We start from the raw sequence: 24,766 nt of genomic DNA, 5'->3' as shown, positions 1-24,766 counted from the left end.
TACTTATCGTCTTTCGTCCCTTGGCTGCCCGTGTGGCAGGGGGACGGTGGCGGAGAAGCGCTCCGTGCGGTGCGGGCCGGTCTTCGATCGAAGCACCCGGGGCTCGCTTCCCCCCGGGGGCCACTACCGAGGACCGGCGGCGGCTAGGTGCGCTCCTCCTCGTGCTGTGCCGTACGTCGTTCTGTGTCGTACGTATTGCGTTGTGCTACCACACTACAAAGCGTGAGTGACACTCCGCACGTTTCCGAAACGTCGGCGGAGGTTTCCGTGTGCGAGGCGGCGCCCCGCATACGGCAAAGGGAGCGGCCCCCGAGTCCTTTCGGGAACCGCTCCCCTCACGGCGTCTTACTTGGCGCCCGCCGCACCGCGGCGGATGCCGAGGCGGTCGACCAGCGCACGGAAGCGCTGGATGTCCTTCTTCGCCAGGTACTGGAGAAGGCGACGGCGCTGACCGACGAGGATCAGCAGGCCACGACGGGAGTGGTGGTCGTGCTTGTGGGTCTTGAGGTGCTCCGTCAGGTCGGAGATCCGACGGGAGAGCAGAGCGACCTGGACCTCGGGGGAGCCGGTGTCACCCTCCTTGGTACCGAACTCGGCGATGATCTGCTTCTTCGTAGCGGCGTCGAGCGACACGCGTACTCCTCATAGTCTGTGAGTGGCCACCGAGTGCCCCCGGTCTGCATCTCGGGGGAGCTTCCGTTACTCGGGAGGCGGGGATCCGCTGGGCGCGGCCTCCAGAACACCGATGGTTCCGGGGGTGCGTACACAAACGGCCGTCACTCAGGGTACCAGGCGACGGCGGGCACCTTACGCCCGGTCGGCGAACCGCGCTGGTGGGGCGGGACCGGCCACTAGGGTGAGCGCCGGGACCGTACCTACCTCGGGAAGGGGTCGCTGCACGATGGCGGAAACGGAAGCGGAGATCAAGGCGCGCAAGGAGCGGGAGCGCGACGAGCTGTACGCGCTCGACATCTCGGGCGTCGAGTGGCAGTGCGCTCCGGGCACGGAGGAGCACGAGGAGCGGGTGGAGATCGCGTACCTGCCCGGCGGGGCGGTGGCGATGCGGTCCTCCCTCGACCCGGACACCGTGCTGCGCTACACCGAGGCGGAGTGGCGGGCGTTCGTGCTGGGTGCGCGGGACGGGGAGTTCGATCTGAAGCCCATGGCGCACAACGGAGGGCTTGACGTGCAGTGAGCCGGGCGTGAGAAAGGGGCGGCACGCGCGCGTGCCGCCCCTTTTCGTTCCACGGTTGCTAGCTGGTCATGGCGCGAGCCTTCGCGTACACGTCGAAGACCGCCAGGGTGAGCGGGATGAGGGTCAGCAGGACGAAGCCCTCGCAGATCTCCAGGAAGCGGCCCCAGAAGGGGGTCAGCCCGCCGCGCGGCAGGATCAGCCCCAGGGCCGTCACCAGGGCCGTGGCCAGGGCGATGACCGCGATCAGCCAGACGGTGCGGATGTCGAGGTCGGTACGGTCGCCGGCCAGCGCCGCGCGCATGATGTGCTGCGGCGGGTTGAGAGCGAGACCGAGGCCCAGCAGGACCAGGGAGGCGAGGCCCGCGGTCAGCACGGAGGCGACCTGGGCGGTGTAGCGGAAGAGGCCGGCGCGCATGAGCATCGCGACGCCGGTGGCGAAGGCGAGCAGCTGGGCCCAGATGTCGTCGGAGAAGCCGAGGACGGCCGCCGCGCCGACGGCGAGCAGCGCGCAGCCGCCGACCAGGCCGACGAGGACTTCGTGGCCGCGCCGCGCCTGCGCCTCGATGCGCTCGGTGTCCACCGGCTCCTGGGCGGCGGCCTCGCCGCGGTAGGCGGAGCGGGGGGCGCCGCTGCTGGGATTCTCGAAGCCGATCGGCAGCCGGGCGAAACGCATGGACATGCTGGGCAGGAAGGCCAGGGCGCCGACGGCGACGGGGGCGCACAGGCCGGCCATCTCGGTCGGGGCCCAGTTGGTGAGGGTCGCGACGAAGACGACGACGAGCGCGATCGCGGAGGCGAACACGAAGGCGACGAAGGGGCCGTCGCCGTGCGGTGAGCTCAGGGCGAGGACCAGGGCGGCGACCAGGACGGCCGCGCACGCCAGCAGGAACTGGAGTCTGCCGATACCCTCGCCGCCGCTCAGCGGAAGCAGTCCGCTGCCCGCGACGCCGATGTTGGGCAGCGCGCCGAGGCCCAGGGCGACGGCCGAGCCGCGGTCGTCGTAGACGCGGGCACGGACCGCGGAGAGCACGACCAGGAGGATGCCGGTGACGGCGGCGAGTATGCCGGCCAGGCCGTGCATGTCGTGGCGCGGGTCGGCGGTCCAGGCGACGAACGCGAGCAGCGCGGGCAGCACACCGCCGCCGACGAGGCCCGCGGCCCGGGTCAGGTCGCCGCTCCACAGCGCGTGCTGCTTGGTCACGGCGGAGGCGACGGCCTCGGCGACGTCGTCGAAGACGGCCGGCGGCAGGGACTCCGCGAACGGGCGCAGGGTGAGGAGCTCGCCGTCGAGAATGCGCTGGGCGGCGAAGGAGCGGGCGCTGTCCAGCACGGTGCCGTCGGTGCGGACGAGGTGGTAGCCGACCGGGGCGCCCGACTCGGGACTCTGCTGGGAGAGCCGGAGGATTTCCGGATAGAGGTCGGCGACCGGAACGTCGTCGGGCAGTGCCACGTCGATACGGCTGTCCGGCGCGACGATGGTGACCCGGCAGAAGCCGAGTCCGGTGCCGGACCCGGAAGGGGCTCCCGTCCCGGGTCCGCCGGTGGCGGCGGCCGTCATGCTCACCTGCTGCTCCCCCTCAGTGGTGGTGGTGCGTCTATGTCGTGAAGGTCCCGTGCCGATTTGCCCGGTGCTCGGAGACACGGGTGCCGTACAGCCGGGTTCCGGGGTCTTCCCGCCCCTTGATTGAGGGGTTTGTCCCGGTATCCCCAGCCCGCTCGGCGTGTGCTCACCCGAACATCCGGCACCCTACCGCTCACCCGCCTCACGCGAACTCAGTAGGATCACGCGGCGGCCTACGCTCGCCGGACACGGGGCGGCGGGCGGAATGCCTGGGTCGGGCAAGGGAATTGGTGAGCGGTGAGCCAGATTGTCGTCAAGCGCCCCCCTAGGGCGCTGCCGTCCGAAGTGCCCACGGAAGAGGTCGCTGTCCAGCCACCTCCCGAATTGCCCCGGGGGCACCAGGAGAGCGTGCTGATGCAGCTCCTGCCCACCCTGGGCATGGGCGGCTCGGTGGTCTTCTTCTTCACGAACGGCCAGCCGTTCATGAAGATCATGGGAATGATCATGATCGCCTCGACGGTGGCGATGTCCATCGCGATGGTGGTCCGCTTCCGCCGCGGCTCCCAGGGCCAGCTGGCCGACATGCGCCGCGACTATCTCAGCTATCTGTCCCAGGCGCGCAGGTCCGCCGTGGCGACGGCGAAGGCGCAGCGGGACGCGCAGTACTACCTGCACCCCTCGCCCGAGCAGCTCTGGGCGCTCGTCGCCGAGGGCAGCCGCGTGTGGGAGCGGCGGCCCGGTGACGAGGACTTCGCGCACGTGCGCATCGGCCTGGGCCCGCAGCCACTGGCCACCCCGCTCGTCGCCCCGGAGACCGGACCCGTCGAACAGCTGGAGCCGCTGACCGCGGGCGCCATGCAGCGGTTCCTCGCCGCGCACAACACCGTCGGCGACCTGCCCATGGCCGTGTCGCTGCGCGCCTTCTACCACGTCACCGTCAGCGGTGAACCGCAGTCCGTACGGGCCTCGGCCCGCGCCCTGGTCGGCTCGCTGGCCTCGCTGCACTCCCCGCAGGACCTGGTCATCGCGGTGGCCGCGGGCCGGGAGGCGCTGCCGCACTGGGACTGGGCGAAGTGGCTGCCGCACACACAGGCAGCAGGTGCGGTGGACGGCGCCGGTGCACGCCGGCTGATCGGCACCGACCCGCGCGAGCTGGAGGACCTGCTGGCCACCCGGCTGACCGGGCGGCCGCGCTTCCACCCCGCCGCGGCACCGCTGCTGGACGAGCCGCACATCGTGCTGGTGCTGGACGACCTGTCCCTGCTGCCGGACTCGGTGCTCGCCAACCCCGAGGGGCTCCAGGGCGTCACGGTGGTCGAGGTGGTGCCGGGCGAGCTGAACACGGCCGGCGGCGACCTCTCCATCGTCGTACAGCCCGGCCTGCTGCGCCTGGAGTCCGGGCACGGCGAGGTGTACGAGGGCAGCCCGGACGCCCTCTCCTACGAGTCCGCCGAGGCGCTGGCCCGGCAGCTGGCGCCGCTGCGCGTGGTCTCGGGCGGCGACGACGACGAACCGCTGCTCGCCAACCTGGAGTTCACCGACCTGCTGGGCCTCGGCGACGCGGCGTCCGTCGACACCAAGCGGACCTGGCGCCCGCGCGCGCTCGCCGAACGGCTGCGGGTGCCGATCGGTGTCGGCGAGGACGGCCGGGCCGTGATGCTGGACCTGAAGGAGGCCGCGCAGGAGGGCATGGGCCCGCACGGCCTGTGCGTCGGCGCCACCGGTTCCGGCAAGTCGGAGCTGCTGCGCACCCTGGTGCTGGGCCTCGCGGTCACCCACTCCTCGGAGACCCTGAACTTCGTTCTCGCGGACTTCAAGGGCGGCGCCACCTTCGCCGGCATGGCACAGATGCCGCACGTGGCGGCCGTCATCACCAACCTCGCCGACGACCTGACCCTGGTCGACCGCATGGGCGACTCGATCCGCGGCGAGCTGAACCGCCGCCAGGAGCTGCTGCGGGACGCGGGCAACTACGCCAACATCCACGACTACGAGAAGGCGCGCGCGGCGGGCGCCCCCCTCCAGCCGATCCCGTCTCTCGTCCTGGTGATCGACGAGTTCAGCGAGCTGCTGACCGCCAAGCCGGACTTCATCGAGATGTTCGTGCAGATCGGCCGTATCGGCCGTTCGCTGGGCGTGCACCTGCTGCTCGCCTCGCAGCGCCTGGAGGAGGGCCGGCTGCGCGGTCTGGAGACGTACCTCTCCTACCGGATCGGTCTGCGCACCTTCTCCGCGGCCGAGTCCCGCGCCGCGCTCGGCGTCCCCGACGCCTACGAGCTGCCCAACGTCCCCGGTTCCGGCTTCCTGAAGTACGGCACGGACGAGATGGTCCGCTTCAAGGCGGCGTACGTCTCCGGCGTGTACCGCTCGGGGGCGCAGCGGGCCGCCCTGCCCGGCGGGCAGTTGCCGGTGGACCGGCGGCCGGTGCTGTTCACGGCCACCGAGGTGCCGGTCCGGTACACCGCCATCCCGCAGCAGCGCACGCAGTCCGAGCCCGAGGTGGACGAGGCACTGGCCGACACCGTCCTCGACGTGATCGTGCGCCGGCTGGAGGCCCAGGGCCCGGCGGCCCACCAGGTGTGGCTGCCGCCGCTGGAGAGCCCGCCGTCGCTGGACGCGCTGCTGCCGGGGCTGGCAGCGGTGCAGGGCCGCGGTCTGACCCAGCCCGGCTACGAGGGCGCGGGCCACCTGGTCGTCCCGGTCGGTCTGGTCGACAAGCCGTACGAGCAGCGCCGCGACCGGCTGATGCTGGACTTCTCGGGCGCCGCGGGCCACATGCAGATCATCGGTGGTCCACAGTCCGGCAAGTCCACGCTCCTGCGCTCCCTCATCTGCTCCTTCGCGCTCACTCACACGCCGTACGAGGTGCAGTTCTACGGCCTCGACTTCGGTGGCGGCGGTATGGCCGCGGTGGGCGGCCTGCCGCACGTCGGCGGTGTCGCCTCGCGCCTGGACCCCGAGCGGGTGCGCCGTACGGTCTCCGAGGTGTACGGCGTCCTGACCCGACGCGAGGAGTACTTCCGCACGGCGGGCATCGCCTCGATCGCCGACTACCGCGCACGGCGCGCCCGCGGCGAGATCTCGGTCACGGACCAGCCCTGGGGTGACGTCTTCCTGCTCATCGACGGCTGGGGCAACTTCCGTGCGGACTACGAGGCCCTGGAGACGGCGGTCCTGGACATCGCCGCCCGCGGCCTCGGCTACGGCATCCACGTCATCGTCACGGCGTCCCGTTCGATGGAGGTCCGGGCGAACCTCAAGGACCACCTGATGAACCGCCTGGAGCTGCGGCTGGGTGACGTGATGGACTCGGAGATCGACCGCAAGGTGGCGGCGAACGTCCCCGCCGGCGTCCCCGGCCGCGGCCTCTCCCCGCAGAAACTGCACTTCATGGCCGCGGTCCCGCGGATCGACGGCCTCACCTCCGACACCGACCTGGCCGAGGCCACGGCCGCGCTCACCACCGAGGTCGGCCGCCACTGGCAGGCGCCGGGCGCCCCCCAGGTACGGCTGCTGCCGCGCCAGCTGGAGGCGGTCAAGCTGCCGCCGGGCGACCGCTTCCCGCAGCGGGGCGTCGCCTTCGCCCTGGACGAGGACAACCTGGAGCCGGTGTTCGTCGACTTCGACCAGGACCCGTTCTTCCTCATCTTCGGCGAGAGCGAGTCCGGCAAGTCCAACCTGCTGCGGCTGCTGCTCAAGCAGCTGTCGCTGCGGTACGGCGGCGACGAGGCGAAGTTCTTCGTGGTGGACAACCGCCGCTCGCTGCTGGACATCACGCCCGCCTCCCATCTGGCGGAGTACATCCCGATGTCCAGCCAGATGGACCACCACATGGCGGCCCTGGCCGATCTCATGCAGCGCCGCACGCCGACGGCCGACGTCACGCCGCAGCAGCTGCGGGACCGGAGCTGGTGGCGGGGCCCGCAGGTCTTCGTCGTCATCGACGACTACGACCTGGTCTCCACGTCCAGCGGCAACCCGCTCAGCGGCCTGACGGAGATGCTGCCCTTCGCCCGGGACGTCGGCGTCCGCTTCATCATCGCCCGCTCCTCCGCCGGTGCGGGCCGCGCCTCCTACGAGCCGTTCATGCAGCGCATGAAGGAACTCGGCGCCCAGGGCATCGTCCTGGCCGGCGACCCGGCCGAGGGCGACATCCTCAACGGCGTCCGCCCGCGGCCGATGCCGGCGGGGCGGGGCGTCTTCGTGTCCCGGAAGCGGGGGAAGCCGTTGGTTCAGACGGGGTTGGTGGATGTGGAGTACTGAGGCAGATCGACGCCGGTAGCCTGCCGAGACTCCGCCCCCTGGGCTGTGCACCGGGAGAGCGGGGAGGAGCCGCGCGTGGCATGGGACGAGTGGGAGCAACTGAAGGCAGCGGCCGTGGGGGGTCGGGCGACACAGATGCGCCTCGACCAACTGGCTCCCGGCGGTGGAGGTCCGCTCGGTGACCTCACCGTCCACCAGAAGGACCTCGCCGCTATCGGTTCCGCCGCACACGATCTGTTTCGGGACTTCGGTCGCTTCAGCGACCATGCCCGCATCTCCTCCATGAAGGCGGCCGGAGGACTCAAGAGCGAAGGCCTCGCCATCGGAGCCGCCCTCGATCACGTCGCCGAGCGCTGGGTCGGCCGCGCTCCCCACGGGCTAGCCGAACCGCTCTCCGGACCACAACCCTGGTCGCGGCCCCCGTGATGCTCGCGGCGACCGGCTGTCAGGGCGGGGAGGTGAAGTCCGGGAGCCCATCGGCCGGGCAGCCCGCGCGGGCGTCGTGCGACGAGGTTCTGAACGCCCGGACCAAGGCGGCCATGCTCCGGCTCGCCCACATCCCCGCATCGGCGAAGACCGATTACCTGGGCGACCCCCAGCGGACGGCCGACCAACTGGCCGGGCAGTACTCGACGGGCAAGGCCGATCAGAAGAACTTCGCTTTCTGTGGCGCCTACAAGAGCGCGTCCGGAGTCGACTCCGTAAGGGTGCAGTTCTCGTTCACCCAAGAACTTCCCCGGAAAGGCGAAGCCGCGCCGACGTTCGAGGAATACCGCATGGGCAAAGCAGCCCTCGTCGGCACCAGGGCCGCTGTGCTCTACTTCGAGTGCTCCAGTGCGAAGTTCGAGGGCACCGCCCAACTGGTGCGGGCGGAGGTGCGCAGCCGATACGTGGTCACGGAAGCACCCGCCGCGGCAAAGGAGGACAACCTCCGCATCTTGCACGACTCCAGCCGCGCACTGTCCGGCCTGCTGCGGTGCAAGGCGGGCTCCGGCATCACCGGATCGTTCACCATGCCGCCGGCGGCATATTGCGGGTCGCCGCCACCAACTCGCCCATGCTGTCCGGCACGGTCTCCCGGGCCTGGGGCCTGGCATGAGGTCTGCCGTCACCGAGTGGTCAGCACACCGGGAGCGCCGACAAGGTGTCCCGATTCCGACGAAGGCCCGGTTACCGGCCGACGTTCTGGAGGTGCACGGTGTGCCTTCCGTCCGAGTCGTCGATCGACGGTGGTCCGCGAGCGCTTCGGCAGCGACACAGTCCAGCGGATCTTCGCATCGGAGCGGCCCACCGCGCGCGGCCGGTGTTCCTTCATCGAGGATGCGGCCGCCGGTGACGTACCGGTGAAGGTCAGGTCTTCTGTTCCGGCTCCGGGCATGACAGGGGGGTGGGCACCTCCCGTGCGTGCCCACCCCGGTGTTGCTTCCTGCCCGTCGGCTCTGGTGCGAGCCTTACATGTAGTAGCTGGCGGCCTTCTTGTCGCCACCCTGGTAGTCACCGCCTGCCGCGTGCACGACGCGACCGATCGCGAGCAGGGCCTCGTGGATGCCCGTGGCCTCGCGGTCCCAGGCAGCCTGCTGCTCGGTGTACGCGGTGTGGGCCTCGCCCTCCCACATGCTGGCTACGCCGGCGACCTTCTGCTTGATGGCCTCGAGGCTCTCCTCGAGCCGCTTGGCGTGGTTCGCCAGCTGCGTGGCGGTGTGGTCGAGGTCGTGGTACGAGACTTCGAGGTCACCGATGTTCTGACCGCTCATGATTTCTCCGTTGCTGAGAGTTGTGGCCTGGCCGGGATCAGTAGCTGGACAGCGCGGAGTGCGAGCCGCCGTAGTTCACGTCGATGCTCTGAACCTGCGCGCGCACCTCGTCTTCGGTGCCGTCCTTGATCTTCCGGGTGGCGCTCATGGCCTCGATGAACTTGGCGAGGATCTTGCCGATGCGGACCATGCGCTCGTTGATCTCGGTCTGCTTGGCGTTGAACGCGCCGGCACCGATGCCCTTCCAGTGACCCTCGAGGCTGTCGATGATGCTCTGCAGCTCCTTGAGCTGACCCTTGATGCCCTCGAAACGGTGCAGAAGCTCCTTTTCGAGGGCGATGATGTCCTTGTCGCTTACTTTCTGACGCCCTGTCGCCATTGCGATGCCTTTCTTTGTGAACTGACCTTGCCATCCGCTGGCTCAAGCGCCGGCGCTGCTGGCAAGCGGACTTCTGCTCACTCGGCGAATGAACAGGTATGCGGGAGACCGCTCAGGCGTTACGGCGTGCGCGCAGCACGGCGAAACCGGCGCCTCCGATGACTAGTACGGCGGCTACGGCGCCGATGATCACCCAGGTCTGGGTGTTGCTGCCGGACTCGGTGTCCTTCGCGGCGGCGGAGGTGGGGCCGCTGGAGGAGCCGGCGTCCTTGGCCGGCTTGCCGGAGGGGCTCTTGGCCGAAGGGGTGGGCTTCGCCGCTGTGCCGTCGTTGTTCTCGTCGGCGAGGGGGTCCACGTTGGCCGGCCCGGGGTTGATGTCCTTGTCGACGAGTACCCGCCGGGGGCGGATGCCGCCGTAGCCGAGGTATTTACTGGGCTTGCTCTTCGGCCAGGAGCGCCCGGCGGTGTCGATGAGGGTCCGCAGGACCTGGTTGCCCGTCCAGTCCGGGTGAGCGGACCAGATCAGGGCGGCGGATGCGGAGGCGATGGCCGATGCGGGGCTGGTGCCCTGGGTGTCGCAGTACTCGGTGAACGTGCCGTCGCACCAGGACGGAATGTTCAAGCCCGGAGCTGCGAGGTCCACGTAGTTCCCGTACGAGGAGAATTTGCCCACGGTTCCGGCTTTGTCGACCGCGGCGACGCCGATCGCGCCGGGGTAAGCGGCCGGGTAGGACGGCATGTTCCCCTTGTTTCCCTCGTTGCCAGCCGACACGAAAATCAACTTGCCTTTGGACGCCGCGTACTTCATAGCGGCTTTCACTCCGTCGTCAGGGACGATGCCCCCGAGGGACATGTTGATGATCTTTGCATCACTGCCTGCAGCTGCTCGTATCGCCTCAGCTTCGTCGGGTGTCTTGCTGATTTCGTCAGCACCCTTCAAGCCCGCCGAATTAATACGAAAAGGAATGATCTTGACATCCGGAGCAAGACCTTTAATCCCGCCGCCGGCTCCCGTACCCGCGATGATCTCGGCCATGGAAGTGCCGTGCCCCGAGTTGTCATGAGTGACGTGATAGGCCACGGACTTAGGCACTTCATCGACCAGCACTTGGCCTTTGAGAGTTGAAGTTGCCGGATTGACTCCACTGTCAATCACGGCAACTTTCACCCCCTTGCCCGTGCTGATCTTCCACATCTCCTGGGCACCCATCGCATCCAGGTACCACTCCTTCGACTGCACGTCCACAGCGGCAGCTTCGGGAGCGAGCGTTGCCGACGTGACGGCCAGCGCGCCGAGTGCCGAACACACAGCAGCCAGCCGTCTCGTGTTACGCCTCGTCAGGAGGGCAGTCTTCATGCCGCGCCGGCGGGTACCTGGCTTCATGACTCTGAATGTCCTCGTTCGGGTTCAGTCGCTCTTCTGTGGCGCGTCGCGCCGCTGCTGCGACGGGTGGCGCTGTTCCTTCTCGGCAGTGCCGCCGGTACGGCCGGCCTCACCACCCGGGCCCTGACGGCTGCCCAACGCACCGCGGCCGAGCCCCGCCCTGCCGGACTCCGAGTCCTTCGCGGAGTTGCGGGGCGCGCCGATGACGCCCTCGGGGTTGCTCGCCGAGCGCAGCACCGCCTGACCCGCGTCGGGTTCCGCCTTCGCCATAGGGGCACCGACGACTCCCCGCTGCCCGACAGCGCCCCTCGACGGCGTAGAGGAGACCGGCTCCTCGGCGCCGACGACCGTGCCGCGTGGCATACGCGGGTTGGGGCCGGTACTGGTCGAACGACCCGGGACAGGCTTGCCGCCCACGACGCCGTTGCGGACCGGACCGGTGGTACCGGTTGTTCCGGCACGTCCGCCAGTCGTGTTGGGCGTTTGCGGCGTTCCACCGGTGACAGGGCGCCCCATCGGCGAGCGCCCGGGCTGACCGGTCCCCCGTACGCCCGGCTGACCCGCCGGAGTCGCGCGCCCCGTGGCACGAGCGGGCTGCCCCACCGGACCCTGCGACACTCGGCCACCTGGGACGGAACGCCCTGCCTGACCCGTCGGGCCCTGCGGCACTCGACCGCCCGAGACGGTACGTCCCGGCTGCCCCGTGGGTCCCTGCGGCACTCGACCGCTTCCGGTTCCCAAAGGCCCGGTACGCCCCTGCCCGGTCACGGGGAACCTGCTGGTCGGCCCATAGCCGGGAGTGCGACCGGTGGTCGGCGCGATGGGAGGGCCCATCGGTCCCGGAGGGAGCGGGGTCGTCTGCCCCCCGCCGGCAGTCGGCAGAGTGGGCGCCGGAGAACTGGGCGGGGCGGCAGGCGTCTGAGGAGGCAGCGTGGTCGTCGTATTGATTTCCGTGCCGACGTCGCGACCCGAGGGCGCGCCGGGCTCGTGGACTTCCTTGAGAGGCGGCACGGGCGCGTGTCCCGTGGCCCCTGTGCCGCCCGACGTAACCGTGCTGGAGTGGCCTTCTCCGAGATCCCCTCGGACCGCAGCCGTCGACGCCGACGCCGACGACGGCCCCGAACCGTACCGGCGACTTTGGTCGTCACCGCCAAACGTCTGCGGTACCCCCACGTTGGTGATCGGCTTGAGCGGTTTCGGCTCCTCCTGCTTGCTCAGGTCCGTCGCCGCAACCTTGTAGTACGAGGCCAACCGGTTCATCTGGTTGATGGCCTCTTGCCGGTTCTTCTCGACCTTCACCGCGACCGCGTAGTCCGGGTCGCCGTCGACCTGCTTGGTCTTGGGCAACTCCGTGGGCTTCTTCTGCTCGTCCGCGGGCCGGGTGTCCCTCGGCGGCATCGAGACTCGGGCGGAGGCGAGACCGGTGGCCGCCACAGAGATGTGGGTGCCTGCCTGATCGGCGTAGCCCGCAAGGTCATGGGTGTACGTGAGGAGGAGCTTCGTCCAGTTGTGGAACTCCTCGGCCCCCTCGCCCTCCCAATCGACCCCGACGTGTTGCTCCAAGTCCTTCGCGGCCTTACGGATGGCCTTGCCGGCGTCGAACAGGGCCTTGCTGGTCAGTTCAAGGTCCTCAGGCTTGGCATGCTCGACCAGGTCGATCATGTCGTTGAGGCCGTGTTCCTCGAAGTTCGTCGATCCGACGAGATTGACACGAAACCCACCGAAGAACGGCATGTTCGCCAGCACGTCCTGCGCGGTCGTGATGGGCTTGACCTCGCGGTCGACCGTCTTGTCGACCTGCTGTACGTCGGACTTGTACTCCGGCTGCTTCTTCCAGTCGTCGCTCACTGGAAACCCGTCCCCGTCGACTTGTTGTTACCGCGCGGCTTGTCGTTGTGGTCCGAACCCTGCTTGTGAGCAGTGCCGGCCTTCTTCACTTCCTCCTCGTACTGCGCGCCGAGCTGCATCCTGATCTTGTGGAACCGACGCCAGACCTCTTCCTCGGTACCGTCGTAGGTGACATCAGCCGCATGCGACGCGAGCTTCAGAGCCTCGATGTGCAGACCCAGAGTCTTCGAAAGGTGGACAAGGCGCGAGTGCACCGTCTCGTACGCCGTGTGCAGGTCATTCGCCTCGTCGAACCGAGCCTTCGTGCCACCGAACGACGCACGGCTGAGCTGTTGCTGCGCGATCTTCGACGGACCGCCCTCGCCGCCCTCGAAGTCGGCCAGCGCGTCGTCGAGTTTGCCCTTGAACTCCTTCAGCGCGTCGATGCCGCGCCTCATACCCGAGCCGCCACCACCGCTCACCGCGACCCCTTCCCCGTTTCCCCGTTTGGTACAGCTGGACAGACCAGGCGGCGCACGGCCGCATCATCCGATCTATCGCTGACCACTGTAGTCACTGTGCACAGGGCGGCCAACTGAACTCTTCGACAGTTCAGTTGCGATGCTGTCCCGAAGTGACCGACTCACGACCGCCCGAGACCGACAATGCGGTCAATAGCGGCAGATGGTGTCGGGTATCTACGCAGAAGCTTCACACGTACGGACGGAGGGGATGCTGGAGGCACCCTTGAGGGGAACTTTGCAACCACACAACGTCACCCCCTGGGAGTTGAACCGGCGTTACCGAACAGTTCGGGCCGGGCCTCGGCGCAAGTTCGGCCGGCAAAGGGCTCGCCGGTCGACCGGCGAGCGCACCCCTGCCGAATTTTCATATCCGACACATCACGCATAGCGGACATGGCGCAAATTCTCCTCAGCACCGGTTGCTAGCTTGACTCGGCACCGGAGCAACCACGGGCGAAGGGTTCTTCCATGGCATGGGACGAATGGGAACAGCTGAAGGTGCAGGCCGCCGAGGGGGCGTCGGCGCACATGCAGCTCAACCATGTCGACGGGGGCGGTGGCACGTACGGCCCCTATGTCATCCCCAGCGAGACCGGTGACCTCAAGGTGGGCCACGGCGACCTGGTGAAGATCGGCAGCGCCGCCCACCACCTCTACGACCAGCTCTGGGACAAGGCCCGCGTGGCGACACCCAGCAGCGACAGCGCGGCCGGCGACCTCTCCCAGCAGGGCTTCGCTCGGCACCGGGCTCCAGCACGTCTCGAACCGCCGGGAAGAGCAGCTGAAGTCCCCGATGGACGCCTGCGACTCGGCGACTTCGAGCGGCGGCCCCGTAAGCCTGTGCGGCGTGGGCTCGTCCCTCAGCACTCGTCCTTCCGGCTCGTCACGCTGAACACATACGCCCGTTCCGGGTACGACTTGCCGGCGATCCCCGGTGCCTCGTAGTCGCCGCTCTTGTCGCGTCTCACCGTGACGTGCAGGCAGAACGCCGAAGGAGTTCCGTCGGCCGTGATGGTGTAGTACGCCTCGTCGGACGCATCCGGGTCGGTAAGGGTGGCGTTCACATCCCAGTCGGGGGCGTCGTCGCCGCCGTGTGCGGCTACTTCGACCTCGATCTTCAGGGCGTACTCGCCGTTGAAGTCGGCGGGAACGCCTTCGTGGGGGCCGGCCTAGGCGACGTCGCCGCCCAGGGCGTCCGTTGCGCCGCTGACCGCTCTGGTCAGTTCTTCGCCGCTCCACGCCGCGTCGTCGGTGAAGGCGATGCTCTGGAAGCCGTAGTAGATGCCGAACGCGGCCATGACGAGGAGGGTGGTCCGGGCCACCGCGAAGGCGGAGTCGGGGACGTCCGGGGCCGAGGGGTTGAGGGCCTCCCGCCAGGCGCGTCCGCGGTCCGACTTGACGCAGGCCATGACTATGAGGACTGCGGAGAGGGCGAACAGGAGGACTGTCATGGACTCCATGCCCGGCTCTCCACCGTCCGGCGCCTGCGCCGGGCGTCCCTGAGTGCCACTGCTCCCCCGCTCAGCCCCGCCACCAGTACCGCCACGCCGACCGCGACGTATGTGGCGATGCGGGCCCTGCGTTCCTCGGGGGTCTCGCCGAGGGTGAGTTTCGCGGGGGTGGGGGCCTCCGCGTGGGTGAGGCCCGCGTCGGGGTGGGGGGACTCGATCGGGTGATCGTCCTCCGTGAGGGCGCGGACCGGGTCCACCACGCCCCAGCCGACCAGGCGGTCGTGGCCCGCGATGGAGCGTTCCGCGGTCTGTTCGATCTGGGCCGCCACCTCCTGCGGTGTCCAGTCGGGGTGCTTGGCCTTGATCAGTGCGGCCACGCCGGCCACGTAGGGGGCGGAGAAGCTGGTGCCGTTGTCCGAGCAGTGGCCGCCCTTCGGGACCGTGGAGATCATGTCCACCCCCGGGGCCGCCACGCCGACGAAGTCGCCCGACTGGGAGAAGGCCGCGCGTTCGTTGTTGCGGTCGGAGGCGCCCACGGCGAGGACGCCGGGGTAGGACGCGGGATACGTCTTCTTCGAGTTGCCGCCCACGCCGTCGTTGCCCGCCGAGGCGACCACGACGATGCCGGCGTCCAGCGCCTCGTCGACCGCGCGCTGAAGGTCCTTGTCCGGGACTACGGCGTTGGCCGTGTCCTGGGAGATGTTGATGACGGCGGCTTTCTTCGTGACCGCGTGCCGGATGGCCTGGGCGAGGGTGAGGGCCGTGCCGTGGCCGTCCGCGTCGTTCTGTTTGATCGGGATGATCGTGGCCTCGGGGGCGAGGCCGACGAAGCCCGTGCCCTTCATGGGGCGGGCCGCGATGATGCCCGCCACGCGGGTGCCGTGGCCGACCGTGTCGGTCGTGCCCTTGGCGTTGCCACGGTCGATGGGCTCGCCCTTCTTGTCCTTGCGGGGCAGGAAGTTGGCGCCCAGGGAGGCGTCGACGGCTCGGGTGAGCTGCGGGTTGGCCGTGTCGACGCCCGTGTCGATGACGGCGACGCGGACGTCCTTGCCCTTCGACTCGCTCCACAGCTCGTCGAGGTTGACGCGCTGGAGCGACCAGGGCGTGCCCGTGTACTTGTGGTTCGTCTTGGAGAACGTGCACTCGTCGGAGCCCGGGGCCGCCGTGGCCGCCGGTGCCGCCAGCAGGGTGGTGGCCATGGCCAGGGCCGTCGTCGCCACGGCCGTGCGGGCGCGGAGCGCGGGCGTCATCGTCGTACCCCTCAGGAGCATTGTCGTACCCCTCAGGAGCCCTGCGGCTGGCGGGCCGCCGCGGTCGACAGGCGGGGGCCGGTGGGCAGGAACTTCGACCAGGGCGCGGGGATGGGGGCGGGGTTGAGGTCGGCGTAGCCGAGGCGGGTCTGCGCCAGCTTGGCCTCCTGCTGGAGCTGCTTGCGCTGCTTGGCCGACGTGCCGATGCCCTTGTCGTCCGTGGCGCTGTCGTCGTTGGACTGGAGGGCGTAGCGCAGGCCGGTGTCGGTGACCAGGAACACGCCGCCGACCTTGGTCTCCGTGCCCTGGAACTGGCGGTAGAGCTGGCCGGAGCCGGCGGTGACGTACGCGCTGGAGGAGCCGGTGGGCAGCACCGCGGGGAAGTCGGTGCCGGCCCAGGTGGTCAGCGTGGTCTCGCCGTTGTCGGGGTCGACGTGGTGGAGGACGTTGCAGATGGTGTTGCGGCTGCCGTCGGCCGTGGAGGGGCTGTTGACCGCGCTGGGCTTCTCGGTGGGCCACTTGTGGTCGGCGGCGAACGGTTCGCCCCGGCTGATGGCGCCCGCGCTGACCTCCTGGGGGTGTCCGGCCTGGCCCAGCTTCACGAGGTCCTTGCTGGCCAGGAGGAGCTGGGCGACGAAGTCGGAGACGGGGGCGACCCGGCGGGGCAAGACGACGAAGTACTGCTCCTGGTTGTTGACCGGTGCCCTGAGCACCATGCCGACGCGGTTGGCCTGCTCGTCGAGCTGGCCGGGGGCGTTGGCGGCGGCGCCCGGGGCGCCCGTGATCGGCGGGAAGCTGATCTCGTCGCCCTCGTGCAGCGTCTCGATCCACTCCTTGGTCACCCGCTGCGGGGTGCGGTCCGCGCCCACGAGGGTCTGGAGCAGCAGGCTGTCGGAGGTGTCCACCGGGTACACCCGGCCGTGTGCGTCGACCACGTACTGCTTCTTGTCCGGGGTGGTGACGTAGAGGAGTTCGCCGCCGTGCAGCTTCTCCTTGGTGCCCTGGAGCTTGCCCTGGTCGCGCTCGGCCAGGACGAAGGCGGCCTTCTGGATGGAGCTGCCGCTGCCGCTCGGGCGTTCGCAGACGGCCCACTGCTTGGCCGCGCCGGCCTCCTTGCCGGAGGGCAGCCGGTCGGGGGCGTAGGGGATGCCGATGGTGACGCCGTGCGGGATCTTGCCGTTGTCGAGGATCGACTCGTCGACGGTGACGACGTCGACATCGCTCTGGGTGTCCAGGACGAGTTTGGCGGACGCCATGTTGAGGACCGGGTGGAGCTGGACCTTGCCCTTGGTCTTCAGGACGACGTACCGGGTGGTGGACTTGCTGGCGATGATCACCTTCTGTCCGGGGTCGTCCCAGCCCTGCGGTGCCGTCGGCTTGAACATGCCCCAGGCACCGAAGGCGGCCAGGACGACCACACCGACGATCGCGCCGGGCACGATGGCGCGCAGCGGCCGGGGTGCTCCCTCGTCGGAGGCATCCGGTGACGACTGCACGAACGACGCGAGCATGCGTCGCTTCGCGAAGGTGTAGGCGTTGAGTTGGTCCCGCCGAGATGCCATCTGTGCCCGTTTCTCCCCGTGTCTCACGCGGAGCGCGCTCGGGGACCACGCTCCCCCGCCCTCCGTTGTCGGACCCGGCCCCTACTATGCCTGGTACGGAGCGAGTCTCGTGGAGCGGGTAGGGTACCTGGGCCCTCAAGGGCCTTGTTCAGTGGCCTGGTTCCAGCGAGTTGTGAACAAATCGGGGGGATGGAGTGATGGCTTCCGGAACGCGGACGCGAGCGCGCGGCCGGTCGGCGGCACGAGATCGCGCGGCCGGCTCCGGGACGCCGCCGCGCAGGACGTCCGCCCAGCGCGGCGCGGAGCGGCAGCAGGTCACGCTCGGTCTCAGGCAACGGCCGGGCCGGGCAGGCTCGTTCCGTTTGCAACGGCTCGTGCTGGTGGAGCTGGCGGCGGCCGTGCTGCTCGTCGGCTGGGCCGTCGGTATGGCGGCCCTCGTGCCGGCCGCGGTGGTCGCGCTGGCGCTGGTCCTGCTGGCCTTCGTACGGCGGCGGGGCCGGTCCCTGCCCGAGTGGCTGGGCACCGCGCGGGAGCTGCGGGCGCGGCAGAAGCGGGCCGCGACCACCCCGATACCGCCGGGCACGGAGCCCGGACTGGTCCCGGCGGTCGAGTGCGAGCCGGCCTTGCGTACGTACTCGTACGGCGCGCGGGACCGGCGCCCGGTCGGGATGGTCGGGGACGGCACCTTCGTCACCGCCGTGCTCCAGGTGGAGGCCGACGCGACCGCGCTGCGGGCCGAGCGCAGCCGGCAGCCACTGCCGCTGGGCCTGGTGCGGGACGCGCTGGAGGTGGACGACATCCGCCTGGAGTCGGCCCAGATCGTGCTGCACACGCAGCCGGCCCCGGCGCTGCACCTGCCCCAGCAGTCCGTGGCCGTCTCCAACTACCTCCCGCTTCAGGAACAGACGGGCGCCCCGGCCGTGCGCATCACCTGGATCGCCCTCAAGCTCGACCCCGAGCTGTGCGCGGAGGCCGTGGCCGCGCGCGGCGGCGGGCTGCCGGGCGCACAGAAGTGCGTCGTGCGGGCCGCGGACCATCTGGCGAGCCGGCTGACCGGTGCCGGGTTCCGGGCGCGGCTGCTGGACGAGGAGGAGCTGGTCGCCGCCCTCGCCACCTCGGCCTGCGCCAACCCGCTGGTCACCGCCGAGGCGGGGCGCAGTGAAACCCGGGAGCGGCGCACGGAGGAGTCCGGGCGCAGCTGGCGCTGCGACAACCGGCGGCACACGACGTACTGGGTGCGGCGCTGGCCCTCACTGGGCGGCGACCGGGGCGAGTCCCTGCCGCAGTTCGTGGCCCGGGTCACGGCGATACCGGCCCTGGCGACGACCTTCAGTCTGACGCTCGCGCGTGGGGAGCGGCAGGAGGTGTCGCTGTGCGGGCACCTGCGGGTGACCGGGCGCAGCGACGACGAACTCGTGGCGGCGCGACGGGCCCTGGAGGGCGCGGCCCGGCAGTCCGGGGCGGGCCTGGCCCGCCTCGACCGTGAGCAACTGCCCGGCATGCTGGCCACTCTGCCGCTCGGAGGTGCGCGGTGACGACGATTCCGACGACCCCCATGGCACCGGGTACGACGACACGAGGGGCGCAGGAGCCGTCCGGGCCTCGGCTGATGACCGAGCGGCTGCGGCACGGGCTCGGTCTGATCGGGGCCCGGCACGGCCGGCACGGGCTGTCCGCGCAGGAACTGGACGCGCTCGCCCTGCCCATCGGGGACGACGGGGTGGTGGCCGGTGTCGACGCCGAGGGGCAGCCGGCCGTGCTGGGCATCAACCGGCCCACGCCGTACGACGTCGTCCTGATCGGCGGCCTGTGGACGGCGCAGGTGCTGGCGTTGCGTTCGGCGGCCACCGGTGCCCGGGTCGCCGTGGAGACCGGGCGGCCGCAGGCCTGGATGCAGATGGTGCATGCCATGGGCGGCGGGCAGAACGGGCTGTCCGTGTACGACGTCGGACGGGTGCCGCCGCAGGGTGCCTCCGCCGGTACGCCCGTGCTGGTGGTGCGGGACTGCGGTATGCGGCCCCCGCGCGGCCGGGTGGTGTCCGGGCCCTGGCAGTCGGTGCTGACGCTGCTGCCGTATCTCAGCCCGGTCGCGCCCCGGCTGCTGCGGCAGGCGCGGCTCACCGGTATCCAGCGGGTCTCGCCGGACGAGGCGGCCGAACTGGGGCGCACCATGGGACTGTCGCGGACCGAGGTGGAGTCGCTGCCGGCACTGCCCGACGGCGTCACCCTGTGGTGCACGGACCGTGACCGGCAGTATGTGCTGACGCAACCCACCGATGCCGAGATCGGATTGTTGGGCACACCGCGACGGATGGACTGAACCGACCTTATCCGTCCCTTTTGTTCAGGCCGTGCTGTGCGGCGCGCTCCTTCTCGGTGACCTCGTGGACGGGCGCCGAGAGGTGGGCGGGCCTGCCGAGGGGTGGCTCGTGGTGATTAGGCTGGGAGCGGGCGCGATGGCAGGACCCGTGGACCGGGCGTCGGAGTCCCGGGGGAAGGGCCGGTGAATCGGACTGCCCCGAAGACTACGGACGATTCGGTACGACACGACATGGTCGCCCCGGCACGGCATGAGGGTGCTCGACCACACCAGGAGGAACTGTGAGCAGCGATCGGGACGGGATGCGCGGGGGCTGGGACACACCCGGCGATGACCAGCCCGACGCGGAGGCCATCGAGACCACCGGCGAGTTCACCATCGACTACGCTCCCCCCGCCTGGTACACGCAGAACGCGTCCGGCACGTCGGGCGGCTCCGGTGGCGTGAGCGGTTTCGCCGGGTCGAACGGCTCCGGTGCTGCCGGTGACCCGGGTGCTCCGGCCGCGTCCGGGCCGACGCCGTTCCCGACGGGGTCGCCGGTACCGGGCCCGACGCCGCCCCCGCCGGGCGCCCAGCCGACAGGCACCCCTCCGCAGGGCACGCCGTTCACTCCGCAGCAGGGGACTCCGTACGCACCGCCCGCCCCGCCCGCTCCGCAGGGCGCTCCGTACGCACCGTCGGCGCCCGCAGAGGGCGCGCCGTTCGCTCCGGCCGCGCAGCCCGCTCCGCCGGTCGGCAACCCCGTGCCGATGCCGAGGCTGCCCGACGGGTTCGAGCTTCAGCAGCCGCAGCCACCTGCTTCGCAGGAAGCGCCGGCCGCTTCCGCCGCGGTCGAACCGGAGACGCAGAACGGGGACCTGGAGAGCGGGGCGACCATGCGGTTCTCCGCCGTCGCCCTGAAGCGCCAGATGGCCGAGATCGCCGAGCGCGCGGCTGCCACCACGAAGCCGGCCGAGACCGCCGACGAGGGCTCCAGGTCCGCCGACGAGGGCTCCGCGGCAAGCGCGGCTGCGGCGGGCGAGGACGGCGCGGGGGCCGCTGCTCCCGAGAGCACCTCGGACGCCGAGGGCTCCGCCGGTTCCGCGGGAGCCGTTGCCGCCGAGGGTGGCTCGGCCGAGGTGGCCGCCGACGGCGCGGGCGCCGACGATGGCACGCCGGCTGCCTCCGTGCTGCCGGGCAGCCCCGCCGAGAGCGCCGAGGAGTCAGGTGAGACGGCTGCCGGGCAGGAGGGTTTGGTGGCGGACGCCGCCGGCCCGGAAGGCTTCGCCTCCGGCGGGAACGAGGAGCCGGGCGAAGGCGGTCCGGACAAGGCGGGTCGGAGCGAGGCCGCGTCCGAGGACAAGGCCGTGTCCGAGGACAAGGCCGTGTCCGAGGACAAGGCCGTGCCCCAGGGCAGGGCTGCGTCCGAAGGCGGGGAGACGGCCGCCGCAGAGGAGGGGGCGGCCGACGTCGTCCACTCCGACGTGCGGGACGGCTCCGCCGACGGCGGCCGGTCCGACGCGCAGGTGGCTTCCGCCGGCGCCGCGCAGCCCGGTGCGTCCGAGGCTGCGGACGCCGCGGCCGTGAACGCCGCGGCCGTGGACGCCGTGGCAGCCGGTGCCGTGGCGCAGGAAAGCGAGCCTCAGCCGGGCGCGTCGCAGGGCGGCGGCTCGGACACCGGTGCGGCGCAGACCGGCGGTTCGGACACCGGTGCGCAGCAGGCCGGCGCTCCCCAGCCCGCCGTATCGCCCGCTCCCCCGGCCCCCCAGGCCCCGCACGGCGCCCAGCCCGGCTGGACCCCGCCGCCCGGGCCACAGAGCGGGGTGCCGCCGCTGCCGCCCTCGTACCAGCCCGCCCACCCGGCAGCCGGGACCCAGTGGCCCGCACAGCCCGCGCCGCAGCAGCCCGCACAGCCCGGCCCCATGCCCGGTCAGCAGCCGCAGCCGCAGCCGCAGGCCGCGCAGGGTCCGGTCGGCGTGCCCGGTCAGCAGCCGCCGTTCCAGCCGCAGGCCCCGCAGCCGGCACCCGCCGCGTGGAACCAGCCGAACCAGCCGAACCAGCCGGGCCGGCCCGGCGCCCCCACCGCGCCGGGCCCCGCACCGGCGGCAACCCCGCAGCCGGCTCCCAACGGCCCCACGCCGCCGAACGGCTACGGCTTCCCCCAGCCCGGCACCCCGAACCCCCAGGCTCAGCCCGGTGGTTACGGCTTCCCGCAGCCCGGCGGCCCCCAGCCGACCCCCAGCGGTCCGACCCCGCCCAGCGGGTACGGCTTCCCGCAGCCCGCTGCCCCGCAGCCGGCTCCCAACGGCCCGACTCCGCCCAGCGGTTACGGCTTCCCGCAGCCGGGCGCGCCCACCCCTCCGGCACAGCCCAACGGCTACGGCTTCCCCCAGCCCGGCGCCCCCAACGCCTCGGCCCAGCCCGGCGGTTACGGCTTCCCGCAGGCCCCGCAGAACCCGGACTCCGCCCCCGCCCCCGACGCGCCGCAGGCGCCGCAGGCCCCCGTCGACCCCCGGTCCGGGGCCGCGTGGCCGCAGCCTGTGCAGCATGACCAGCGGCAGCCGACCAACCCCGGTGCCGCGCCGCTCGGTTACACCGCGGCCGTGGAGCTGTCCTCGGACCGGCTGCTCAACAACAAGCGGCAGAAGGCGAAGAGCGGGCGGCCCGCGGCGGCGGGCGGCCGGTTCAAGATCGGTGGCAAGAAGGAGGAGGCCGAGCGCCAGCGCAAGCTGGAGCTGATCCGTACGCCGGTGCTGTCCTGCTACCGGATCGCGGTCATCAGCCTCAAGGGCGGTGTCGGCAAGACGACCACGACCACCGCGCTCGGCTCCACCCTCGCCACCGAGCGGCAGGACAAGATCCTCGCCATCGACGCCAACCCGGACGCCGGTACGCTCGGGCGGCGGGTGCGCCGGGAGACCGGGGCCACCATCCGTGACCTCGTCCAGGCGATCCCGTTCCTCAACTCGTACATGGACATCCGCCGGTTCACCTCCCAGGCGCCCTCCGGTCTGGAGATCATCGCCAACGACGTGGACCCGGCCGTCTCGACCACGTTCAACGACGAGGACTACCGGCGGGCGATCGACGTGCTCGGCCGGCAGTACCCGGTCATCCTGACCGACTCGGGCACCGGTCTGCTGTACAGCGCCATGCGCGGGGTGCTCGACCTAGCCGACCAGCTCATCATCATCTCCACGCCGTCCGTGGACGGGGCGAGCAGCGCCAGTACGACGTTGGACTGGCTGTCCGCGCACGGCTACGCGGACCTGGTCTCCCGGTCCCTCACCGTGATCTCCGGGGTCCGCGAGACCGGCAAGATGATCAAGGTCGAGGACATCGTGGCGCACTTCGAGACGCGGACACGCGGAGTCGTGGTCGTGCCCTTCGACGAGCATCTGGCCGCCGGTGCCGAGGTCGACCTCGACATGATGCGGCCGAAGACGCGCGAGGCGTACTTCAACCTCGCCGCGATGATCGCCGAGGACTTCACCCGCCACCAGCAGGCGCAGGGGCTGTGGACGAGCGACGGCAACCCGCCGCCGGTGGCCGCCCCGCCCATGCCGGGCCAGCCGCTGCCGGTCGAGCTGTACGGCACCGGCCAGCCGTACCCGCAGGCTCCGGGCCAGGAATATCCCCAGGCCCCGGGTCAGGGATACCCGCAAGCCCAGGGCCAGGGATATCCGCAGGCCCCGCAGGCTCCGGGCCAGGAATATCCCCAGGTCCCGGGTCAGGGATACCCGCAAGCCCAGGGCCAGGGATATCCGCAGGCCCCGCAGGCTCCGGGCCAGGAATATCCCCAGGTCCCAGGCCAGGGATACCCGCAAGCCCAGGGCCAGGGATCCCCTCAGGCCCCGCAGGTCCCGGGTCAGGGATACCCGCAGGCCCCGCAGGTCCCGGGTCAGGGATACCCGCAGGCGCCGGGTCAGCCGTACGCCCCCGGCCAGCAGCCCTTCCCGGCGCAGCAGGGCCAGCCGGGCCAGCAGCCCTATCCGGCGCCGCCCGGCTACCCGCAGCAGCCGGGGCAGCCCCAGCCGCAGGCCCAGCCGCAGGCCCAGCCGCAGCCGCAGGCCCAGCCGCCGCACGGCCAGCAGCCGCCGCAGGCTCCGCCTCAGCAGTAGGACCGCGAGACGCGAAAGGGCGGCCGGTGCTCACCGCACCGGCCGCCCTTTCCGTCGGAACAACTGGAACACAGCTGAAACAGCTGAGACAGGGAACGACTACTCCTCCGCCGCCACGATCTCCCGGCAGCGCTTCACATCCGCGGCCATCTGCTCCAGCAGGGCCTCCAGCGACTCGAACTTCGCCTGGCCGCGCACGTACGCGAGGAAGTCGACGGCGACGTGCAGGCCGTACAGGTCGAGGCCGACGCGGTCGATGGCGTACGCCTCCACCGTGCGCTCGGTGCCGTCGAACTGCGGGTTCGTGCCGACGGAGATCGCGGCCGGCATGACCTCGCCCTGGGCGTGCAGATAGCCGGCGTAGACGCCGTCGGCGGGGATGGCGGTGTGCGGGAGGGTCTCGACGTTGGCCGTCGGGAAGCCCAGTTCCCGGCCGCGCTGGGCACCGCGGACGACCACGCCCTCCACGCGGTGCGGACGGCCGAGGATCTCGCGGGCGCCCGCGAGATCGCCCTCGGCGACCAGGCGGCGGGTCAGCGTGGAGGAGAACGGATCCCCGCCGCCGGCCGCGCCGGTGACGTACAGGTCGACGACATCGACCTCGAAGTCGTAGATCTTGCCCTGTTCGGTGAGGAACTCGACGTTGCCGGCCGCCTTGTGGCCGAAGCGGAAGTTCGGGCCCTCCACGACCGCCTTGGCGTGCAGCTTGTCGACCAGCACCTTGACGACGAAGTCGGCGGGCGACAGCTTCGAGAACTCGGTGGTGAAGGGGAGGATGAGGACCGCGTCGACGCCCAGCTCGGCCATCAGTTCGGCGCGGCGGTGGTGCGGGGCGAGCAACGGCGGGTGGCTGCCGGGGCGGACGACCTCGCTGGGGTGCGGGTCGAAGGTGACCACGACGGCCGGTACGCCCAGTTGCCGGGCGCGGTCGACGGCGTGCTTGATGATCAGCTGGTGGCCGCGGTGGACGCCGTCGTAGGAACCGATGGTGACGACGCTGCGCCCCCAGTCCTGGGGGATGTCCTCCAAGCCACGCCAGCGCTGCACTGTGACCGCTCCTCGAACCCTTGTCCGTGTCCTGCCTTGACCTCGTGGTGCAGGTCTAAGGGTGCCATGCCGGGTGCTCCGCGCCAGCATCGGCATGGGGGCTGTGACGGGGCGCACGTTCCGCTGTGCTGGTCGCCCGCGGGCGCGTG

At 70.9% G+C, this 24,766-nt stretch carries 18 protein-coding genes and 1 pseudogene; 7 read left to right on the top strand and 12 right to left on the bottom strand.

What is annotated here, in order from left to right; all coding sequences use genetic code 11:
- Window positions 1-345: 345 nt before the first annotated feature.
- Window positions 346-633 carry a 30S ribosomal protein S15 gene (gene rpsO / locus ACZ7DL_RS31160; RefSeq protein WP_003997419.1) on the bottom strand — a complete coding sequence of 96 codons (288 nt, stop codon included), beginning with the start codon at window positions 631-633 and terminating at the stop codon, window positions 346-348.
- A 268-nt stretch (window positions 634-901) separates the two neighbouring features.
- Between rpsO and ACZ7DL_RS31155 the strand changes: the two genes are divergently transcribed.
- Complete coding sequence (locus ACZ7DL_RS31155; RefSeq protein WP_470779244.1) at window positions 902-1,195, top strand: DUF397 domain-containing protein; 294 nt, start codon at window positions 902-904, stop codon at window positions 1,193-1,195.
- Between the two features lie 58 nt (window positions 1,196-1,253).
- Here the strand turns inward: ACZ7DL_RS31155 and eccD are convergent, their stop codons facing one another.
- Entirely contained in the window at window positions 1,254-2,753 is a 1,500-nt protein-coding gene (gene eccD, locus ACZ7DL_RS31150; protein ID WP_470779269.1) for a type VII secretion integral membrane protein EccD, read from the bottom strand.
- A 300-nt stretch (window positions 2,754-3,053) separates the two neighbouring features.
- Between eccD and eccCa the strand changes: the two genes are divergently transcribed.
- Entirely contained in the window at window positions 3,054-7,019 is a 3,966-nt protein-coding gene (gene eccCa, locus ACZ7DL_RS31145) for a type VII secretion protein EccCa (protein ID WP_470779241.1), read from the top strand.
- A gap of 75 nt (window positions 7,020-7,094) precedes the next feature.
- Window positions 7,095-7,445: a hypothetical protein gene (locus tag ACZ7DL_RS31140; protein ID WP_470779239.1), complete on the top strand. Its 351-nt coding sequence runs from the start codon at window positions 7,095-7,097 to the stop codon at window positions 7,443-7,445.
- A 1,025-nt stretch (window positions 7,446-8,470) separates the two neighbouring features.
- Here ACZ7DL_RS31140 and ACZ7DL_RS31135 read toward each other — a convergent pair.
- From ACZ7DL_RS31135 to ACZ7DL_RS31115, 5 genes are all read right to left on the bottom strand, one after another.
- A complete protein-coding gene (locus tag ACZ7DL_RS31135; RefSeq protein ID WP_470779237.1) occupies window positions 8,471-8,773 on the bottom strand; it encodes a WXG100 family type VII secretion target in 303 nt (100 codons plus the stop codon).
- Between the two features lie 37 nt (window positions 8,774-8,810).
- Window positions 8,811-9,152: a WXG100 family type VII secretion target gene (locus ACZ7DL_RS31130; protein WP_470779235.1), complete on the bottom strand. Its 342-nt coding sequence runs from the start codon at window positions 9,150-9,152 to the stop codon at window positions 8,811-8,813.
- Between the two features lie 112 nt (window positions 9,153-9,264).
- Window positions 9,265-10,398, bottom strand: a complete 1,134-nt coding sequence (locus ACZ7DL_RS31125) for a S8 family serine peptidase (RefSeq protein ID WP_470779233.1) — start codon at window positions 10,396-10,398, stop codon at window positions 9,265-9,267.
- A gap of 162 nt (window positions 10,399-10,560) precedes the next feature.
- Complete coding sequence (locus tag ACZ7DL_RS31120; protein WP_470779231.1) at window positions 10,561-12,384, bottom strand: hypothetical protein; 1,824 nt, start codon at window positions 12,382-12,384, stop codon at window positions 10,561-10,563.
- Complete coding sequence (locus tag ACZ7DL_RS31115) at window positions 12,381-12,845, bottom strand: hypothetical protein (protein WP_470779229.1); 465 nt, start codon at window positions 12,843-12,845, stop codon at window positions 12,381-12,383. The genes ACZ7DL_RS31120 and ACZ7DL_RS31115 overlap by 4 nt, the downstream gene beginning before the upstream one ends.
- Window positions 12,846-13,355: 510 nt before the next feature.
- Between ACZ7DL_RS31115 and ACZ7DL_RS31110 the strand changes: the two are divergent.
- Window positions 13,356-13,692 (top strand): annotated as a pseudogene (locus ACZ7DL_RS31110) (hypothetical protein); the annotation flags it as partial.
- Between the two features lie 55 nt (window positions 13,693-13,747).
- Here the strand turns inward: ACZ7DL_RS31110 and ACZ7DL_RS31105 are convergent.
- The 4 genes from ACZ7DL_RS31105 to eccB form a co-directional block, all read right to left on the bottom strand.
- Window positions 13,748-13,951 (bottom strand): hypothetical protein, encoded by a 204-nt coding sequence (locus ACZ7DL_RS31105; protein WP_470779227.1) that lies wholly within the window; start codon window positions 13,949-13,951, stop codon window positions 13,748-13,750.
- A 105-nt stretch (window positions 13,952-14,056) separates the two neighbouring features.
- Window positions 14,057-14,347 carry a hypothetical protein gene (locus tag ACZ7DL_RS31100; protein ID WP_470779226.1) on the bottom strand — a complete coding sequence of 97 codons (291 nt, stop codon included), beginning with the start codon at window positions 14,345-14,347 and terminating at the stop codon, window positions 14,057-14,059.
- The gene (mycP, locus tag ACZ7DL_RS31095) at window positions 14,335-15,588 is read right to left on the bottom strand and encodes a type VII secretion-associated serine protease mycosin (RefSeq protein WP_470779225.1); all 1,254 of its coding nucleotides are present in this window, start codon (window positions 15,586-15,588) and stop codon (window positions 14,335-14,337) included. Before mycP ends, ACZ7DL_RS31100 begins: the two co-directional genes overlap by 13 nt.
- A gap of 32 nt (window positions 15,589-15,620) precedes the next feature.
- Window positions 15,621-17,150, bottom strand: a complete 1,530-nt coding sequence (gene eccB / locus ACZ7DL_RS31090; RefSeq protein WP_470779224.1) for a type VII secretion protein EccB — start codon at window positions 17,148-17,150, stop codon at window positions 15,621-15,623.
- Window positions 17,151-17,347: 197 nt separating this feature from the next.
- On the opposite strand from eccB, the gene eccE reads away from it, so the two are divergent.
- The 3 genes from eccE (at window position 17,348) to ACZ7DL_RS31075 (ending at window position 23,570) form a co-directional block, all read left to right on the top strand.
- Window positions 17,348-18,685, top strand: coding sequence for a type VII secretion protein EccE (eccE, locus tag ACZ7DL_RS31085; RefSeq protein WP_470779222.1), 1,338 nt, complete (start codon window positions 17,348-17,350; stop codon window positions 18,683-18,685).
- A 20-nt stretch (window positions 18,686-18,705) separates the two neighbouring features.
- On the top strand, window positions 18,706-19,470 hold the full coding sequence (locus ACZ7DL_RS31080) for a hypothetical protein (protein WP_470779267.1): 765 nt from the start codon (window positions 18,706-18,708) through the stop codon (window positions 19,468-19,470).
- Window positions 19,471-19,751: 281 nt separating this feature from the next.
- Window positions 19,752-23,570 (top strand): SCO5717 family growth-regulating ATPase, encoded by a 3,819-nt coding sequence (locus tag ACZ7DL_RS31075; RefSeq protein WP_470779220.1) that lies wholly within the window; start codon window positions 19,752-19,754, stop codon window positions 23,568-23,570.
- 99 nt (window positions 23,571-23,669) lie between these two features.
- Here the strand turns inward: ACZ7DL_RS31075 and ACZ7DL_RS31070 are convergent, their stop codons facing one another.
- Window positions 23,670-24,617 (bottom strand): bifunctional riboflavin kinase/FAD synthetase, encoded by a 948-nt coding sequence (locus tag ACZ7DL_RS31070; protein WP_470779211.1) that lies wholly within the window; start codon window positions 24,615-24,617, stop codon window positions 23,670-23,672.
- Window positions 24,618-24,766: the final 149 nt, after the last annotated feature.

It is taken from the genome of Streptomyces sp. NPDC036984 (genome assembly GCF_055607665.1).
This window is presented reverse-complemented; position numbering and strand designations above follow the sequence as displayed.

What these genes read in the sequence shown, in the direction of transcription:
- eccE (WP_470779222.1), top strand. Translation starts at nt 17,348, where the DNA reads ATGGCTTCCGGAACGCGGACGCGAGCGCGCGGCCGGTCGGCGGCACGA.
- ACZ7DL_RS31155 (WP_470779244.1), top strand. Translation starts at nt 902, where the DNA reads ATGGCGGAAACGGAAGCGGAGATCAAGGCGCGCAAGGAGCGGGAGCGC.
- ACZ7DL_RS31135 (WP_470779237.1), bottom strand. Translation starts at nt 8,773, where the DNA reads ATGAGCGGTCAGAACATCGGTGACCTCGAAGTCTCGTACCACGACCTC.
- eccD (WP_470779269.1), bottom strand. Translation starts at nt 2,753, where the DNA reads ATGACGGCCGCCGCCACCGGCGGACCCGGGACGGGAGCCCCTTCCGGG.
- ACZ7DL_RS31130 (WP_470779235.1), bottom strand. Translation starts at nt 9,152, where the DNA reads ATGGCGACAGGGCGTCAGAAAGTAAGCGACAAGGACATCATCGCCCTC.
- ACZ7DL_RS31080 (WP_470779267.1), top strand. Translation starts at nt 18,706, where the DNA reads ATGGCACCGGGTACGACGACACGAGGGGCGCAGGAGCCGTCCGGGCCT.
- ACZ7DL_RS31100 (WP_470779226.1), bottom strand. Translation starts at nt 14,347, where the DNA reads ATGGAGTCCATGACAGTCCTCCTGTTCGCCCTCTCCGCAGTCCTCATA.
- mycP (WP_470779225.1), bottom strand. Translation starts at nt 15,588, where the DNA reads ATGACGCCCGCGCTCCGCGCCCGCACGGCCGTGGCGACGACGGCCCTG.
- eccB (WP_470779224.1), bottom strand. Translation starts at nt 17,150, where the DNA reads ATGGCATCTCGGCGGGACCAACTCAACGCCTACACCTTCGCGAAGCGA.